General features: G+C 47.4%; 14 protein-coding genes and 1 tRNA gene. 3 read left to right on the top strand and 12 right to left on the bottom strand.

Going from position 1 to position 15,142, the window contains the following annotated elements:
- Positions 1-32: 32 nt before the first annotated feature.
- Positions 33-326 (bottom strand): hypothetical protein, encoded by a 294-nt coding sequence (locus ACOZB4_RS32735; protein ID WP_076326369.1) that lies wholly within the window; start codon positions 324-326, stop codon positions 33-35.
- A gap of 191 nt (positions 327-517) precedes the next feature.
- Here ACOZB4_RS32735 and motA point away from each other — a divergent pair, with 191 nt between their 5' ends.
- Positions 518-1,318, top strand: coding sequence for a flagellar motor stator protein MotA (gene motA / locus ACOZB4_RS32740; protein WP_339269259.1), 801 nt, complete (start codon positions 518-520; stop codon positions 1,316-1,318).
- Positions 1,302-2,108, top strand: a complete 807-nt coding sequence (gene motB, locus ACOZB4_RS32745) for a flagellar motor protein MotB (protein WP_379415995.1) — start codon at positions 1,302-1,304, stop codon at positions 2,106-2,108. The genes motA and motB overlap by 17 nt, the downstream gene beginning before the upstream one ends.
- A 114-nt stretch (positions 2,109-2,222) precedes the next feature.
- Here the strand turns inward: motB and rluF are convergent, their stop codons facing one another.
- Both rluF and ACOZB4_RS32755 read right to left on the bottom strand, forming a co-directional pair.
- Positions 2,223-2,924, bottom strand: coding sequence for a 23S rRNA pseudouridine(2604) synthase RluF (gene rluF, locus ACOZB4_RS32750; protein WP_076326366.1), 702 nt, complete (start codon positions 2,922-2,924; stop codon positions 2,223-2,225).
- Between the two features lie 33 nt (positions 2,925-2,957).
- Positions 2,958-5,252: an ATP-binding protein gene (locus tag ACOZB4_RS32755; RefSeq protein ID WP_379415999.1), complete on the bottom strand. Its 2,295-nt coding sequence runs from the start codon at positions 5,250-5,252 to the stop codon at positions 2,958-2,960.
- Positions 5,253-5,615: 363 nt separating this feature from the next.
- Here ACOZB4_RS32755 and tadA point away from each other — a divergent pair, with 363 nt between their 5' ends.
- Complete coding sequence (gene tadA / locus ACOZB4_RS32760) at positions 5,616-6,110, top strand: tRNA adenosine(34) deaminase TadA (protein WP_076326364.1); 495 nt, start codon at positions 5,616-5,618, stop codon at positions 6,108-6,110.
- 87 nt (positions 6,111-6,197) lie between these two features.
- On the opposite strand, the gene ACOZB4_RS32765 is transcribed toward tadA, so the two are convergent.
- The 9 genes from ACOZB4_RS32765 to guaB all read right to left on the bottom strand — a co-directional run bounded on the left by ACOZB4_RS32765 (position 6,198) and on the right by guaB (position 14,670).
- Positions 6,198-7,283 carry a hypothetical protein gene (locus tag ACOZB4_RS32765; protein WP_379416002.1) on the bottom strand — a complete coding sequence of 362 codons (1,086 nt, stop codon included), beginning with the start codon at positions 7,281-7,283 and terminating at the stop codon, positions 6,198-6,200.
- Between the two features lie 307 nt (positions 7,284-7,590).
- Complete coding sequence (locus ACOZB4_RS32770) at positions 7,591-7,743, bottom strand: small acid-soluble spore protein P (RefSeq protein WP_379416004.1); 153 nt, start codon at positions 7,741-7,743, stop codon at positions 7,591-7,593.
- Between the two features lie 107 nt (positions 7,744-7,850).
- Positions 7,851-8,192, bottom strand: coding sequence for a hypothetical protein (locus tag ACOZB4_RS32775; RefSeq protein WP_076326361.1), 342 nt, complete (start codon positions 8,190-8,192; stop codon positions 7,851-7,853).
- A gap of 168 nt (positions 8,193-8,360) precedes the next feature.
- Positions 8,361-8,449: transfer RNA gene (locus ACOZB4_RS32780), tRNA-Ser, on the bottom strand.
- A gap of 72 nt (positions 8,450-8,521) precedes the next feature.
- Positions 8,522-9,805, bottom strand: a complete 1,284-nt coding sequence (serS, locus tag ACOZB4_RS32785; RefSeq protein ID WP_379416007.1) for a serine--tRNA ligase — start codon at positions 9,803-9,805, stop codon at positions 8,522-8,524.
- 188 nt (positions 9,806-9,993) lie between these two features.
- On the bottom strand, positions 9,994-10,581 hold the full coding sequence (pdxT, locus tag ACOZB4_RS32790; RefSeq protein WP_379416010.1) for a pyridoxal 5'-phosphate synthase glutaminase subunit PdxT: 588 nt from the start codon (positions 10,579-10,581) through the stop codon (positions 9,994-9,996).
- Positions 10,582-10,596: 15 nt separating this feature from the next.
- Positions 10,597-11,478, bottom strand: a complete 882-nt coding sequence (gene pdxS / locus ACOZB4_RS32795) for a pyridoxal 5'-phosphate synthase lyase subunit PdxS (RefSeq protein WP_215163952.1) — start codon at positions 11,476-11,478, stop codon at positions 10,597-10,599.
- Between the two features lie 163 nt (positions 11,479-11,641).
- Positions 11,642-13,051 carry a D-alanyl-D-alanine carboxypeptidase family protein gene (locus ACOZB4_RS32800; protein WP_379416013.1) on the bottom strand — a complete coding sequence of 470 codons (1,410 nt, stop codon included), beginning with the start codon at positions 13,049-13,051 and terminating at the stop codon, positions 11,642-11,644.
- A 161-nt stretch (positions 13,052-13,212) separates the two neighbouring features.
- Positions 13,213-14,670, bottom strand: a complete 1,458-nt coding sequence (guaB, locus tag ACOZB4_RS32805; protein ID WP_076326357.1) for an IMP dehydrogenase — start codon at positions 14,668-14,670, stop codon at positions 13,213-13,215.
- Between the last annotated feature and the right edge of the window lie 472 nt (positions 14,671-15,142).

A 15,142-nucleotide genomic window follows, 5' to 3' on the forward strand; every position in this document is an offset into this window, starting at 1 on the left:
TTCTGCCCTGTATCTGTTGATAACTGGAGTGATTACACAAGAGCCACAAAGGCCAACTCTTCTTCACCAATCAAAATATGTATTCGATGGTTCGTTTGATCATGCATGACCACGCCGCTGCCAACATTAATCACCGGCTCTGTGCCTAGCGCATAGAACAAATCCTCAGCCAGCGCTTCATGAACCTCATTTCTCTCGGCTTCACCCAGATTGCCCCAATCCTCAGCTTCCATTTCAAAGAAGACATAGCTGTCGGTAATTCGTCCGACTGCCTCGGTCAGTTCTGCCAGAATTTCGCCGTAATCTCTTCCGTGTTTAACGCCCATCTCCATCACTCCTTTCCTTGCCGTACTTAGCTTCGTTTCCCTTCCTTCCATTATACCGGAAATTACAACTAAAAAAAAAAGCCCGACCTGACGATAAATAGGATAACGCCCCACAAAAGGGGTCCGGTTCTCCATGAGAACCGTTCTGACGAATGGATTCGTTATTTTATTTCTCACGGATGAGGTGTGGTATGGAAATTTCAACAATTATAGGCTTAATAATCGGTATCGTCGCGGTACTGGTGGGCATGGTTCTGAAAGGTGCCTCCCTTCTCGCTTTGTATAATCCGGCAGCCTATCTAATCATTCTTGGCGGTACGGCAGCAACTTTATTCATCGGGTTTCCGCTAGTCGAGCTGAAAAAGATTCCGAAGCTGGTCAAGATGACCTTTGTGAAACAGAATCTGATGGACAAAACGGAAATGATCAAGCTGTTTATGGAATGGGCTTCGATCACACGCCGTGAAGGTCTGCTGGCTCTTGAAACCAAAGTCGATGAGATCGATGACACCTTCCTGCGTAACGGGATGCGCATGATCATCGATGGCAACGATCAGGAATTCGTACGTGATGTATTAATGGAAGATATTAATGCCACTGAAGAGCGCCATCGTTCCGGCTCATTGATCTTCTCCCAAGCCGGTATGTATGCACCTTCCCTCGGGGTACTTGGAGCCGTTATCGGTTTGATCGCCGCATTATCCCATATGGAAGATATGGGCGAACTCGCCCATGCCATCGGGGCTGCGTTTATTGCAACCCTGCTCGGTATTTTCACCGGTTATGTCCTCTGTCACCCGATTGCGAATAAACTCAAGCGTCTATCCAAACGTGAGGTTGAAATCCGCCTGATGATGGTAGAAGGCCTGCTGTCCATTCAGTCCGGTGTATCCACCATTGCAATCAATCAGAAGCTCTCCGTGTTCCTGACACCGTCCGAACGGGCTGAGCTCAGCGAGAGGGAGGCTGGTGCTAGTGAGCAAAAAGACTAGACACGAGCCGCATGAGGAGCATGCCGACGAATCCTGGCTTCTTCCTTACGCAGACCTACTGACCTTGCTTCTGGCCTTGTTCCTGGTGCTATACGCCATGAGTGCGACGGATGCACGCAAATTTCAAGAAATGAGCGAAGCCTTCAGTGTTGCTCTCACCGGCGGAACCGGTGTACTGGATTACAGCAAAACGGAATCCAGCGATGATCCGCCCAATATTAAGGATCATAAAGCGACATCTCCTTCCGTTCCCGCGACAACACCTGACCAACGGCGTGCAGAGCTGATGCGTCAGGAACAACAGGATCTGGAGAAGCTGAAGAAGCAGCTCGATAATTATATTAAAAATAACGGTTTAACCTCGGAGCTCAGCACCAAGTTGAACCACTCCCAGCTTGTCATTACGATACGGGACAACGCCTTATTCCCTTCCGGCGAAGCCGTTGTGAAGCCGGAAGCCCGTAAACTGGCTAAGGCCATCTCGCAAATGCTTCACAAGTTCCCGGACTATGAAATCATTGTATCCGGCCATACGGATAATGTGCCAATCTCTAACAGCCGCTATCCGTCGAACTGGGATTTAAGCTCGGATCGAGCCCTGCAGTTCATGAAGATTCTGCTTGCCAACTCGGAGCTGGATCCTAAACGGTTCATGCCGATCGGTTATGGTGAATACCATCCGATTGCTGATAACAACACCGATGCTGGGCGAGCGAAGAACCGCAGAGTCGAGGTATCCATTATACGTAAATACCAGGATAGCGCCACCTTTACAAGCGTGAATGAATAACCCAAATGGGAACGGGTCCCTACAGACTATAACACACAATAAACAACCGATGCATCTGGTATTACAGATCCCATCGGTTGTTTTTGTTTAAGATTATAGAAGTATTTTAGCCAGCTACTCGAGCCTGTAGTTCAGCAGCTGACCAAGCTCTTCCTTCTCCTTCTCGCTAAGATCACGCCATGAACCGATGCGTTGACTGCCAAGACGGATATTCATAATCCGGATTCGCTGCAGCTTCCGGACCTCATAACCAAAAGCGCTGCACATTCTGCGGATTTGGCGATTTTTACCTTCGGTCAGAATGATTCGGAATACGCGCTCGGACATTCGAGTGACCTCACAAGGTAGCGTTATCTCACCCAAAATCTTTACGCCGCTGGACATCCCGCTAAGGAAGGATTCCGTTACCGGGCGATCCACAGTCACAATGTATTCTTTCTCATGTTTCCCCTCAGAGCGAAGGATCTTATTGACGATATCTCCATCATTCGTCAGCAAAATCAGTCCCTCAGAGTCCTTATCCAATCGTCCGATAGGAAAAATACGCTCGTTGTGGCCTACAAAGTCTACAATATTGCCCTTAATATGCGATTCGGTGGTGCTTGTAATCCCGACCGGCTTATTAAGAGCAATATATACATGCTTCTTCTTATCCTGAAGCGGCTTTCCCTGGATCCGGACATCGTCGCCTTCCTCTGCCTGGCTTCCCAGGACAGCAACCACGCCATTAATGGTGACCTTCCCGCTCTCCACCAGCTTATCTGCTTCACGACGGGAACAATATCCCGTTTCACTGATAAATTTATTAATTCTCAAGATGCCATCCCCTTATCTGTAACTACTTCTTGCTTAATTCTCAATAGCATTCGGCTGGACTACAGGCAGAACTATGCTCACCTTCGTGCCCACACCTACTTCACTCTCGATTTCCATCATACCCCGGTGACCCTGAATAATACGCTGGCTTACCATCAATCCTAGCCCTGTGCCCGTCTCCTTATTCGTAATAAACGGTTCGCCAAGATGCGGCATCAGATCCTCCGGTATGCCCTGCCCTTCATCCCGAATATCGATTTGTACCCATTCGCCCTTCGGCCTTGAAAGCTCAATCCAGATACTGCCGCCACCCGGCATCGCTTCAATCGCATTCTTGAGCAAATTGATAAACACCTGCTTGAGCTGATTCTCTTCACAGTGTACGTTGGTAAGTTCATCAGTAAATTTCAATTTGAACTCGATGCCGTACAAATGGGCTTGGCTGTCGAGGAATGAAATGACATCTCCCATGATGAGTCGTACATCCCTCTCTTGGAAATGAATCGCCTGCGGCTTCGCTAATATCAGAAATTCACTGACAATGAGGTTAATTCGATCCAGCTCCGACAGCATTAGATCAATATGGTCCGGATTAACCTTGTGGGTCTGCTGCTGAAGCTGCAGAAATCCACGGAGGGTCGTAAGCGGATTCCGGATCTCATGAGCAACGCCAGCAGCCAGCTGGCCAACGGTATTGAGTTTCTCCGAACGACGCAGCAGCTCCTCGATCCGATTGCGTTCCGTCACATCCCGAGACACGCTAATCATGGAGGTGACCTCACCGTTCTCATCATGCACCAGCGAGGTGCTAATACTGACCTCGATCGTGCTTCCATCTTTGTGAAGACGGATCGTCTCCACCGGAGGAAGCCGTTCCCCGGCTCGCAGGCGACGGATGCGCTCCTTTTCTTCTTCCTCCTTGGCCGGAGGTACAAGTGCAGGCTTCCGTCCAACCACTTCGTGCGCTTTCCAACCATACAATTGCTCAAACGCTTTATTCACACTAATAACCCGTTCATAGGTATCGGTTGTATGAATGGCATCTGCTGTCTGATTAATGACCGACTCCAGATATTCCTTAACGGACTGATTCTCATCGACCATTTGCTTCAACTGGCTCGTATAGTTGCCCAGATTACGTGTCATCGCATTGATTCGACCCGCAAGCTGCCCCAGCTCGTCCCGGCTGCTTACCTCCAACCTTCGATCAAAGTGACCATCCGACACATCGTTTACGGTCCCCAGGATGGCCTGAATCGGCTTGGTAAAATACCCTGCAACAATATAACTGCCGAATATCACGATTTCCAATAAAACCAATGAGATGGCCACAAGACTGATCATCTGCTCCCTCATCACGGAGGAGATGGCTTCATAATCCATGACGACACTGATAACACTGGTCGGTTTATTTTCGGTTACGATGGGGATGAAGCTTTTTAGCACCTTCTTGTTATTGATAGTACTGACAAACACCACATTATCGCCGGTAGAAACGGCCCTCTGCACAGCTTCCGCATCTTGGTCCAGGCTCCCATAGTCGTAGGTGCCGAATGTAATCGGTCGATTGCGAAGCTTGCGGTGAACATCATCCGTTCCATCTTCTCTCATATATTCATTGCCAAACGTTTCAGGGTTGATGCCTGTTACTTCCAATATTCGCGGATTTGACTTCAAGGTCTCCTTCACAACCGTATCCGGACTTGTAATCTTCACAAAGTCCTTGATATTCGAATTCCTTATGTAGGGATCAATAATATAATTGCGCTTGCTATCGTAATAATATCCCCATTTATCAATGAATTCCGGATTGGATGTGGAAAACTCAAACGGTCCTGACCAAAAATGATCGGCGCGCTGACCCTCGGTAACGGAGACAACTTTACCATACTGGAACAATTCCAGAAAAGCCGTATGCCAGTACCCCCAGTTCTTTGTTGAAAGGCCGATTTCATCTGGAGTGGAGGATCGGGCAACAACGACATCATCATTCGTCCGGACCAATAGTGATATGTGGGTGACGCCGATCTCTTTACTCAATTCCACCAATTGCTGATTGGTTATATTGTTAATATCCGGATCCAAAGCTTTTGCCGCATTGACCGCGGCTACCTTCAGCATATCACCGAATATATTATCCACATATGCAGAACTAAAGCCGGTTTGCTGGACCGTGATGGCGATCTGAGTAGCGGCCATCACCATTTTGGTTTCACTATCCTGCTGCAAATTTTCCTGGGTTGTGTAATAGTTCAGCGTAATGTTGAGCAGAAGAATAAATAATACCGATATGGACATGATCATCGATAATTTCGTCTTAATCGACAAGTGGCATCTTCACCTTTCTGCTGTCACATAGACGACTTGCGAATCTAATACCCTCATGATACCTTGATCACGAACGTTTGAAAAGACAAGCAGCTTTACGGCTATATGGTTTTTTTTCCACAATCGCATTGCTATTGAAATAGGGAATCCTTACAATATAAGAGGCCATTCCCGGTAAAAAAACAACGTATCCACAGATTGCGCACAAATACACAACTTATCTGTGGATAATGTGTATAACTTTGTGCATAACATCTCAGTTGTCCACAATTCTGTCCACAACATGTTAACAAACGAATAAATGTTCGTTGAACATTGGGTATAAATACAGGGTTTTAACGGGCTGTGAAAGGAGACTTTAGTTTGATATCAAATTCAATAGACCCACTGGCTGTGGATAACGATAATCATGAACGCTGGATGAGAGAAGCCATCGCGGAAGCACGGAAAGCCGAAGAGCTCGGCGAAGTTCCTATCGGCGCTGTCATCGTACGGGGTGATGAGGTTATTGGCCGTGGATACAATTTGCGTGAAACGACTTATGATGGGACGGCCCATGCCGAGATGGTGGCTATCCGTGAGGCAAGCAAACATCTTGGAGCATGGCGGCTGCTCGACTGCCGATTGTACGTGACGCTGGAGCCCTGTCCCATGTGTGCGGGTGCTATCGTCCAATCCCGGGTCCCACAGCTGATCTATGGCACTCGCGATCCCAAAGCCGGTTGTGCCGGCACACTGATGAATTTGCTTCAAGAACCGCGTTTTAATCACCGTACTAACGTGATTGAGGGCGTGCTGCAGGAAGAATGCGCATCACTACTCACTCAGTTCTTCCGACGTTTGCGCGGGAAAATATAATCCTTGTATAATAATATGTATAGATATGTATAGAAACGTAAAAACCCGGCCATGATGGCCGGGTTTTGTTGTCTACGATGAATGATATTAATAAGTGCCCATTTGGCTCATGGATTCCTCAAATTGCTCCATCGTGATGACATCAGCATCTTTTGGAATACCGATTTTGAACTCTTGTTTAGCGTTGATGTTGTTGTATTGGCTGCTACCCTTCACAGCCAACTTCACGTTCTCTTTCGTTTCTGGATCATTGAAATCAACGTTCAACACAATATCCTGATATGCAGGGAAATCCTTTTTATCGATAGCCGTGTTGATGTTGAATGTGTTGATCTTCAGATACTTCTGCATCTCTTCCAAGCCCGCTTTGAATTCGTCTTGGTTAACGTTGGAAACTTCAGCTTTAGCAGAGTCGATATCTTCTTGGGTCAGACCGAGCAATTCGCGGTACTCGTCTTTAGCTGCAATGTCAACAACCTTAGGTGCAACCTTGTTTACCATAATATCCAATGCTTCATTCAGGTTATCATTGGTTACAAAGAATTGAACCACTTGTTTGGCATCCACGCCTTCTGGAAGGCCAGCATCTTTAACATTGATCTCTTTGAAGTACTTCGCTTGGTCATATTCACTCAGCAAAGCTTCAAGGATTTCGTTTACGAATTTTTGGGATTTCTCGGTATCCAGGCTTTCCGGATTAAATGTTTCACCGGATTGCTCAGCAAGTTCCTTCATATCCATAACGAGAAACTTACCAACAACGTCCTCTGGGAATGGCAGCATTGGAATGCTTGGAATCTTAACGTAAATTTTCTCTTTCGTCATCACCATATCAATGTTGAAGGACATTGCCATGTCACCCTTCAGATTGATACCCATGTTCATCTCGGTTTGCATTGGATCCGCTTGGTAAATACCGTCCAGCGTAACCTCAGCATTCTTCAACATCGTCATCGCCTGTGTTACGCTTGGATCGCCTTCAACTGCAGGTATGTTAACTTGAAGGTCTTCAATGACAAATTTACTCTTCATTTCGTAGGATGTCATCTTCATCGCGTTCGTGGCAGCATTCGTCATCGCTGCCTTAGGCTCTTCTTTTTTGGCGCAGCCGGAAAGTACAACTGTCACTGTGAGCAGCAGTGTCAGCATGATAGCTGCAAACTTCTTGTTCATTAAAATTTCTCTCCCCTCTAACAGTCAAAAAAATAACAGACCTTCTAATCATAAACCATTTAACCAAAATGAGAAACACTTTCTGGAATATTTACTGAAATTTTATTTCCTTTCTTTTTCCATCCATCTTAAATTTAAACTTCTTAACATGCGAATAAGGTGGGGCCCCAAAATATTACACTTGAACACTAATACGGAAGTTGGACGCAAAAGGTTTCAAATCGAAAAAAAGAACTTCCTGTCGAAATACAGGAAGTTCCCTCGATTCTTGCTTTCTAGCCTCTCCGTATTTGGCTCCTGCAGGCTTCTAGCCCTCCGGATTGAAATGTCCATCCTGTTTACGGATCTTCGCTCTGTGCGAGCCTGACAGCGGCTCCTGGCCGCCACGGTCAGGGTCCTTGCGCTGCTGCTTCGGCTGCTCCTGTGCTTCCGGTACCGGAATCGCCTTTGGTTTGCTCATCTGATAGCCCTCCATTTCATGGATCACAACGATGTCCTACGCCTATCCTACCTTTGATGTCCATATCATGAAGGACAGTATGGAAACTGTCTCACTCATTCATGGAACTAGTGATGCGTGATTTGCTGCAGCGTTTGGGCACACTCATGAATATGGCGCGTATAATCGCCCACCATGCCCTGAATATTCTCATTACGCTCATCCGTCGTCGCACCCTCACGCTCTACATCGACCAGATCGACCTTCACTTCCCGCGAATCCACATACGTGCATTGAAAATCAAACGAATAATCCTGGCGACCTGCTGCATCAATGTGAATGCGGATGGCGTTCGGATCCCCTTCGTCTGCTGCCACTTCTGCGCGATCTCCCGGCTTTAATATGGTGGACAGCCTTTCCTGCCAGGCATTGACCAGCGTCGACTGATCTACATTCAGTTCTGAGTTCATGTTCACACCTCCCCTTCTCTATAAATTGCGATAACAGGGGATGTTTTATACAGCAGCCTCCATAAAGCAGAAACCTACTGCAGAACAGAACAATCAATACCTTCCTCTAGTAAAAAAGACAATAAAAAACCGATTCCTAAAAGGAAACGGCTTGCGTTTGATTATGTATGGCGGAGAGGATGGGATTCGAACCCATGTGGGCTTGCACCCTAACGGTTTTCAAGACCGCCCCGTTATGACCGCTTCGGTACCTCTCCACGTGGTATTGATTCATGCAAATGAATCACGTGCAAAAATCATTATACCACAAGACAAACTATTTTATCAACTCATTTTTTCTGTTCGATGATACTAACGTTCCCCATGTACGGGCGAAGTACTTCGGGAATAATTACGGATCCATCAGCCTGCTGATAATTCTCCAGAATCGCAGCGACGGTACGTCCTACCGCAAGCCCGGAACCATTCAAGGTGTGGACAAATTCCGGCTTGCTCTTCGGTTCCGGACGGAAGCGAATGTTGGCACGGCGAGCCTGGAAGTCCCCAATATTCGAACATGAGGAGATTTCACGGTATACGCCGCTCTCTGGAAGCCAAACTTCCAGATCGTATGTCTTCATGGATCCAAAGCCCATATCCCCGGTACAGAGAGCCATTACGCGATAAGGAAGATTCAATAGCTGAAGCACACGCTCCGCATCCGCCGTCATCTTCTCCAGCTCATCAAAAGATGTTTCCGGGTGTACAATCTTCACCATCTCAACCTTGTTGAACTGATGCTGACGAATGAGCCCTCGTGTGTCACGCCCTGCCGCGCCGGCTTCCGAACGGAAACAGGAGCTGTACGCCACGTAATATTTAGGCAGATCCTCACTATTTAAGATTTCCTCGCGATGATAGTTCGTCACAGGAACCTCAGCAGTTGGGATCAGATAGTAGTCGGTATCGCTAATTTTGAATAAATCCTCTTCGAATTTAGGCAGTTGTCCTGTTCCGTACAAGCTGTCCCGGTTGACGATATATGGAGGCAGCATTTCCTCATAGCCGTGTTTGTCGCTGTGCAGATCCATCATAAAACTGATCAAGGCCCGCTCAAGACGAGCACCCAAACCTTTGTAGAACGTAAATCGTGAACCCGTTACCTTCGCGCCTGCTTCAAAATCCAAAATACTCAAATTCTGAGCAAGCTCCCAGTGTGCCTTAGGCTCGAAATCGAAAGCTTTTGGCTCCGACCAGCGGCGGATTTCCACGTTCTCCTCCTCCGAAGCGCCAACCGGCACACTCTCATGAGGGATATTCGGAATCGCCAAAGTAAGCTCGGATATGCTGGCTTCCAGCTCACGAACTTCCTCATCCATCGCTTTAATCTGGTCTGACACTTGTCGCATTTCCAGAATCAGATCATCGGCATTCTCACGATTCTTCTTCAGCTTGGCTACTTCAGCCGACACGGTGTTGCGGCGATTCTTCAAACTTTCGCTTTCCTGCAGCAATTCCCGGCGCCGGGCGTCAAGCTTAGGAAAATCCGCAATCAGATCGAGCGATTTGCCTCGATTCTTCAGCGCTTCTTCTACACGACTGTACTCGCTGCGCAATATTTTTACGTCTAACACGGGAAACCCTCCTAAAGTAAAACATCCATCAAGTATATCGAAGCAGCTGCCCTATATGTTGATAAAAGCCTTGGGACAAGGCTGCATTGTACGTTATTACATACGATACATCTTATTGTATTTCAGCGAAAAAGACAACTCGACTCCCACATACTGCCAAAGAGTCAAGATGTCTTCTACTGTAACTATTACGTCTGTGGTGCCGTAGACCGGGATCGAACCATCTCCACAAAATATTGATGAAGTCGGTAATCGTCCGTCAGCTCCGGATGATAGGAAGCTGCGAGCAGATGTCCTTGTCTGGCTGTGACGATCTCATCGTTATAAGTGGACAGGACCTCAACGCCCGCACCCACTTCTAGAATGAGCGGCGCACGGATGAAGACAGCCCGTACCGGTTCCTCGATTCCTTTTACAGGCAAATCGGTCTCGAAGCTTTCACGCTGACGTCCAAATGCATTCCGCGCCACCGTAATGTCCATCAGCTTCAGATGAGCCTCTTCGTCGCCTTGAATTCGCTCAGCCAGCACGATCAGTCCGGCGCATGTTCCGAATATCGGTTTACCCTGGGCTGAGAACTGACGAATCGCATCCATAAAATTATACTTGCGCATCAGTTTGCCGATGGTGGTGCTCTCGCCGCCAGGGATGATCAAGCCATCAATGCAGTCTAGCTGCTCGACCTTCTTAATCGACACCCCCTCGGCACCAGCAAGCGTAATGCTCCGTATATGCTCTGCAACGGCACCCTGAAGTGCCAGTACTCCGACCTTCATGTTACCCCTTCTCTCTTACCAGCCGCGATCCTGCATGCGCTCAGCTGGACTAAGCTTGGATATCTCGATGCCTTTCATCGGAGTACCCAGGTTCTTGGATACTTCAGCAATCAATTTATAATCATCATAATGCGTAGTCGCTTCAACAATCGCACGAGCGAACTTCTCAGGGCTGTCCGATTTGAAAATACCGGATCCAACAAAGACGCCGTCAGCGCCTAAATGCATCATCAATGCGGCATCTGCAGGTGTTGCCACGCCGCCAGCTGCAAAGTTAACGACAGGCAGCTTGCCTGTCTCATGAATGCCCTTCAGGAGGTCAAAGGAAACACCGAGGTTTTTCGCTTCCGCATACAGCTCGTCCTTCGACATGTTACGAACTTTACGGATTTGACTGTTGATGAGGCGCATATGGCGAACGGCTTCCACGATATTACCTGTTCCCGGCTCGCCTTTCGTACGGAGCATGGATGCACCTTCACCAATACGACGAAGCGCTTCACCGAGGTCCTTCGCACCGCATACGAACGGTACCGTGAAATCCCATTTATCGATATGGAACACTTCATCCGCTGGTGTCAGCACTTCACTCTCGTCGAGATAATCCACGCCAAGAGATTCAAGCACTTTCGCCTCGACATAATGACCGATACGAGCTTTGGCCATAACTGGAATGGATACAACTTTCATTACTTCCTCAACGATGGTTGGGTCAGCCATCCGTGCTACTCCCCCAGCAGCGCGAATATCGGAAGGAACGCGCTCCAGCGCCATAACTGCCGTTGCACCGGCAGCTTCAGCGATCTTCGCTTGTTCCGCATTCATGACGTCCATAATGACGCCGCCTTTTTGCATTTCCGCCATACCTCTTTTTACAGTTGATGTTCCTGTTTCCATGTCCCCTAGCCTCCCGATTATATGTTGTATCTCATCGCCATTACAGCATTACCTGGCGACCTAGTCTGTACCTGTATAGGTGCATGCTTGCAATGAATCTAACTTGATATTTTACCGCATCAAAATCAAATACACAACCCATTTACTCGGAATTTATCGGCGGTTAGAAAAGATTTTTGATGGAATCAAATAAATCGGCGAAAAAGTCTCCAATCGCCCGCAAGAACAAACTGAACCAGCCTGCCTTCTCAACTTCCTCCGCGGTGATTAGATTTACCGTTTCGGTCTGGGTGTCCTTCATACCTTCTATTTTATATGTGTAGGTCACCGTACCAACCTTCGTATCCTTAGCAACAGGAGCTGTCAAGCTGGAGGAGTCCTGCTTGGCTTCAAAGGTAATGTTCTTGCCTGTTGAGCCTTTGGGTACAACAAAAGTGACTGCTTTATCGGTTACGAGTGCAGCTTCCTTGCCTTTACCCTTCTTCACTTCGACGTTTTCAAAGCCTTGCACGGTTGCACCGGCAGCTTGAACTTCCTTCACTTCGAAGTTGTCAAAGCCGTAATCAAGGACTTTTTTGGACTCTACAAAACGGGCTCCTTCGGATTTCGTACCCATGACCACACTAATCAGCCGCATGCCATCACGCTCAGCGGTGCCCGCGAAGCAATACTTAGCCGCATTGGTATGACCTGTTTTTAAACCATCCATTCCTTCATAAGCATATTTCTTGAAGTTGGTAATATCTTTATTGGCTTCAAGCATCCAGTTGTAGTTGATGATCGGATTCGTATCCCGATCCCGGAATTTGTGGGATTGTATAGCTGTGAATCTTGCAAAATCAGGGTGATCCTCGACGATGAATTTGGCAAGCAAAGCTGTATCCATTGCCGACATAACCGTTTCCTTATCCTCTTCAGGACGATATTTTTCAGGCATATCCGCACGGCTGAGGCCTGTAGAATTGATGAAAAAAGCTGTTTTCAAGCCCATCTTTTTCGCCGTATCGTTCATCATGGCAACAAACTCTTCTTCGGAACCAGCCACATGTTCAGCCAATGCTACCGTAGCATCGTTCGCTGAACCAACAGCCATGGCTATGTAGAGTTCTTCCACTGTATGTTGGTCACCCTCAGCCAAGAATATCCGTGAGCCTACCGTTTTTGCTGCGTTTTCTTTTACAGTGACCTCGTCATCCCAAGCTAATTCGCCTTGCTTTACTTTCTCTGCAACGATGTATTCCGTCATCATCTTCGTCATGCTCGCCGGTGGTAATGCCTCATCAGCATTAACGGATAGTAGGACTTGTCCTGTTGATGGCTCTATCAATACGGCAGAGCTTACATCCAGTCCAAGCTGATCAATCGATGGCACTTTATCCGGCTTCGCATTATTTGTTGTCGCCTTCTCGGTAGTCGCTTTGTCCTCTGTGGCGTTCGTTGTATCCGCTGCTGCCAGCATACTAGGTGCCGCGAGTGAAACCGCAGGTGCAGCAGAGAAACAAAGTATATTAAACAGCATCAAGGATGCCAACGTTCTTTGAATGCGTTGTCGCTTATTCTTCTTTACAGACATGTCTATCAATGGAACTACTCCCCTCTAATTCTCAATAAGTCATTAACTTGTTCTATTCTATCATAGGGGGGGTATCAAAAAAAGACAAGCTAGATGAATTTCATCCAGCCTGTCCAGGAAATAAATGACACATATTGTTTATCCTTGTTCTTTCGAGTGAATTACAAGGAATAGTTAGGTGCTTCTTTGGTAATTTGGATATCATGAGGATGGCTCTCACGAAGTCCTGCGCCAGAGATACGGATAAACTGGGTGTCCGTCCGTAGTTCCTCCAGGTTTTGCGTACCACAATAGCCCATGCCGGAGCGCAATCCACCGATCAACTGATGGATAGTATCTGCCAAAGGCCCTTTGTAAGCAACACGACCCTCGATACCTTCCGGAACCAATTTCTTGTCGTCATCTTGGAAATAACGATCTTTACTGCCTTGTTTCATGGCAGCAAGGGAACCCATGCCGCGGTAAGCCTTGAAACGGCGTCCTTGATAGATCTCAGCTTCGCCTGGGCTCTCCTCCGTACCGGCAAACATGCTGCCCAGCATAACGGCATTTGCACCGGCTGCGATCGCCTTCGTAATTTCGCCTGAGTATTTGATACCGCCATCTGCGATAATTGGCACTCCATACTCCTTAGCAACCGTTGCACAGTCATAAATTGCTGTGATTTGCGGTACGCCAATCCCGGCAATGACACGGGTCGTACAGATCGATCCAGGCCCAATTCCGACTTTTACGACGGATGCACCGGCTTCGATAAGCTCTCTTGTGCCCTCGCCTGTAGCCACGTTACCAGCGATAATCGTCAAATCCGGATACACTTCGCGCAGTTTGCGAACGGAGTCAATGATATTGATGTGATGACCGTGGGCAGAGTCAACGGTAATGACGTCTACGCCAGCTTTCACAAGCGCCTCTGCTCTTTCGAAGGTATCCTTGGAGATTCCGATCGCTGCACCTACAAGCAGGCGACCCTGAGCGTCCTTAGCCGCTCTAGGGAACTGAATCGCTTTCTCAATGTCTTTAATGGTGATAAGTCCTTTAAGAACATTATCATCGTCTACCAAAGGCAGCTTTTCAATCTTATGCTTCTGTAGGATCATTTCGGCATCTTGAAGAGTCGTTCCGACCGGAGCTGTCACCAGATTCTCGCTGGTCATCACTTCACTGATTACCGTATTGTAGTCATGAACAAAACGAAGATCACGATTCGTCAAAATCCCGATCAGCTTATTGTTCTCATCTACGATCGGTACACCGGAAATCCGGAACTTGCCCATGAGCTCCTCTGCATCGGATACAAGATGATTAGCATGGAGGGAAAAAGGATTCGTAATAACACCACTTTCCGAACGTTTAACCCGATCAACCTCTTCTGCCTGTTGCTCAACGGTCATATTTTTATGAATAATGCCGATTCCGCCTTCTCTAGCAATGGCAATTGCCAGAGGAGCTTCCGTTACGGTGTCCATCCCAGCACTGATGAGCGGGATGTTTAATTTCACATGCTCGCTCAATTTGGTGCTTACATCCACTTCTTTTGGAAGTACCTCGGATTTTCTAGGAACCAACAATACATCGTCAAAAGTGAAGCCTTCCTTGCTAAACTTATCTTCCCACACCTGGGTTATTCCTCCTTTTTGTCGTCTTCCTGCGGACTACAACTACTGTCAGAGCTGGACCGGACGGCATTTTCAAGTATTTTCAGAAATATATTATTGCCATCTTAGCAAAGGGCCCATAGGCTGTCAAGGATTGAAATTCGCCCTTTGCCCGAAGTTCGCAAGTATCCATCCAGCGCGTTATCCTGTCCCTTAGGAATGGACAAATGGCGGGTTTCTTCTATTAAATGGAGAATCACCCGCGTTTAAGCCTCGTCTGCCAATATGCCAATCCCTTAAGGCATTTCCTAGAGGTCCAATGAATAGCTGTCGTTTAGTATCACCCAACCTGGTACGAGATAGTCTCGATTTCATAAATACATGCTATTGAATATAGGAAAAGACCGCTATCGATTACTCGATAACGGTCTTTATGGTTGTTCGCTTGGCGACGTCCTACTCTCCCGGGACCCTTCGGTCCAAGTACCATCGG

Origin of the sequence: Paenibacillus sp. NPDC058898, assembly GCF_049316025.1 — a bacterium.
Lineage (GTDB): Bacteria > Bacillota > Bacilli > Paenibacillales > Paenibacillaceae > Paenibacillus_AQ.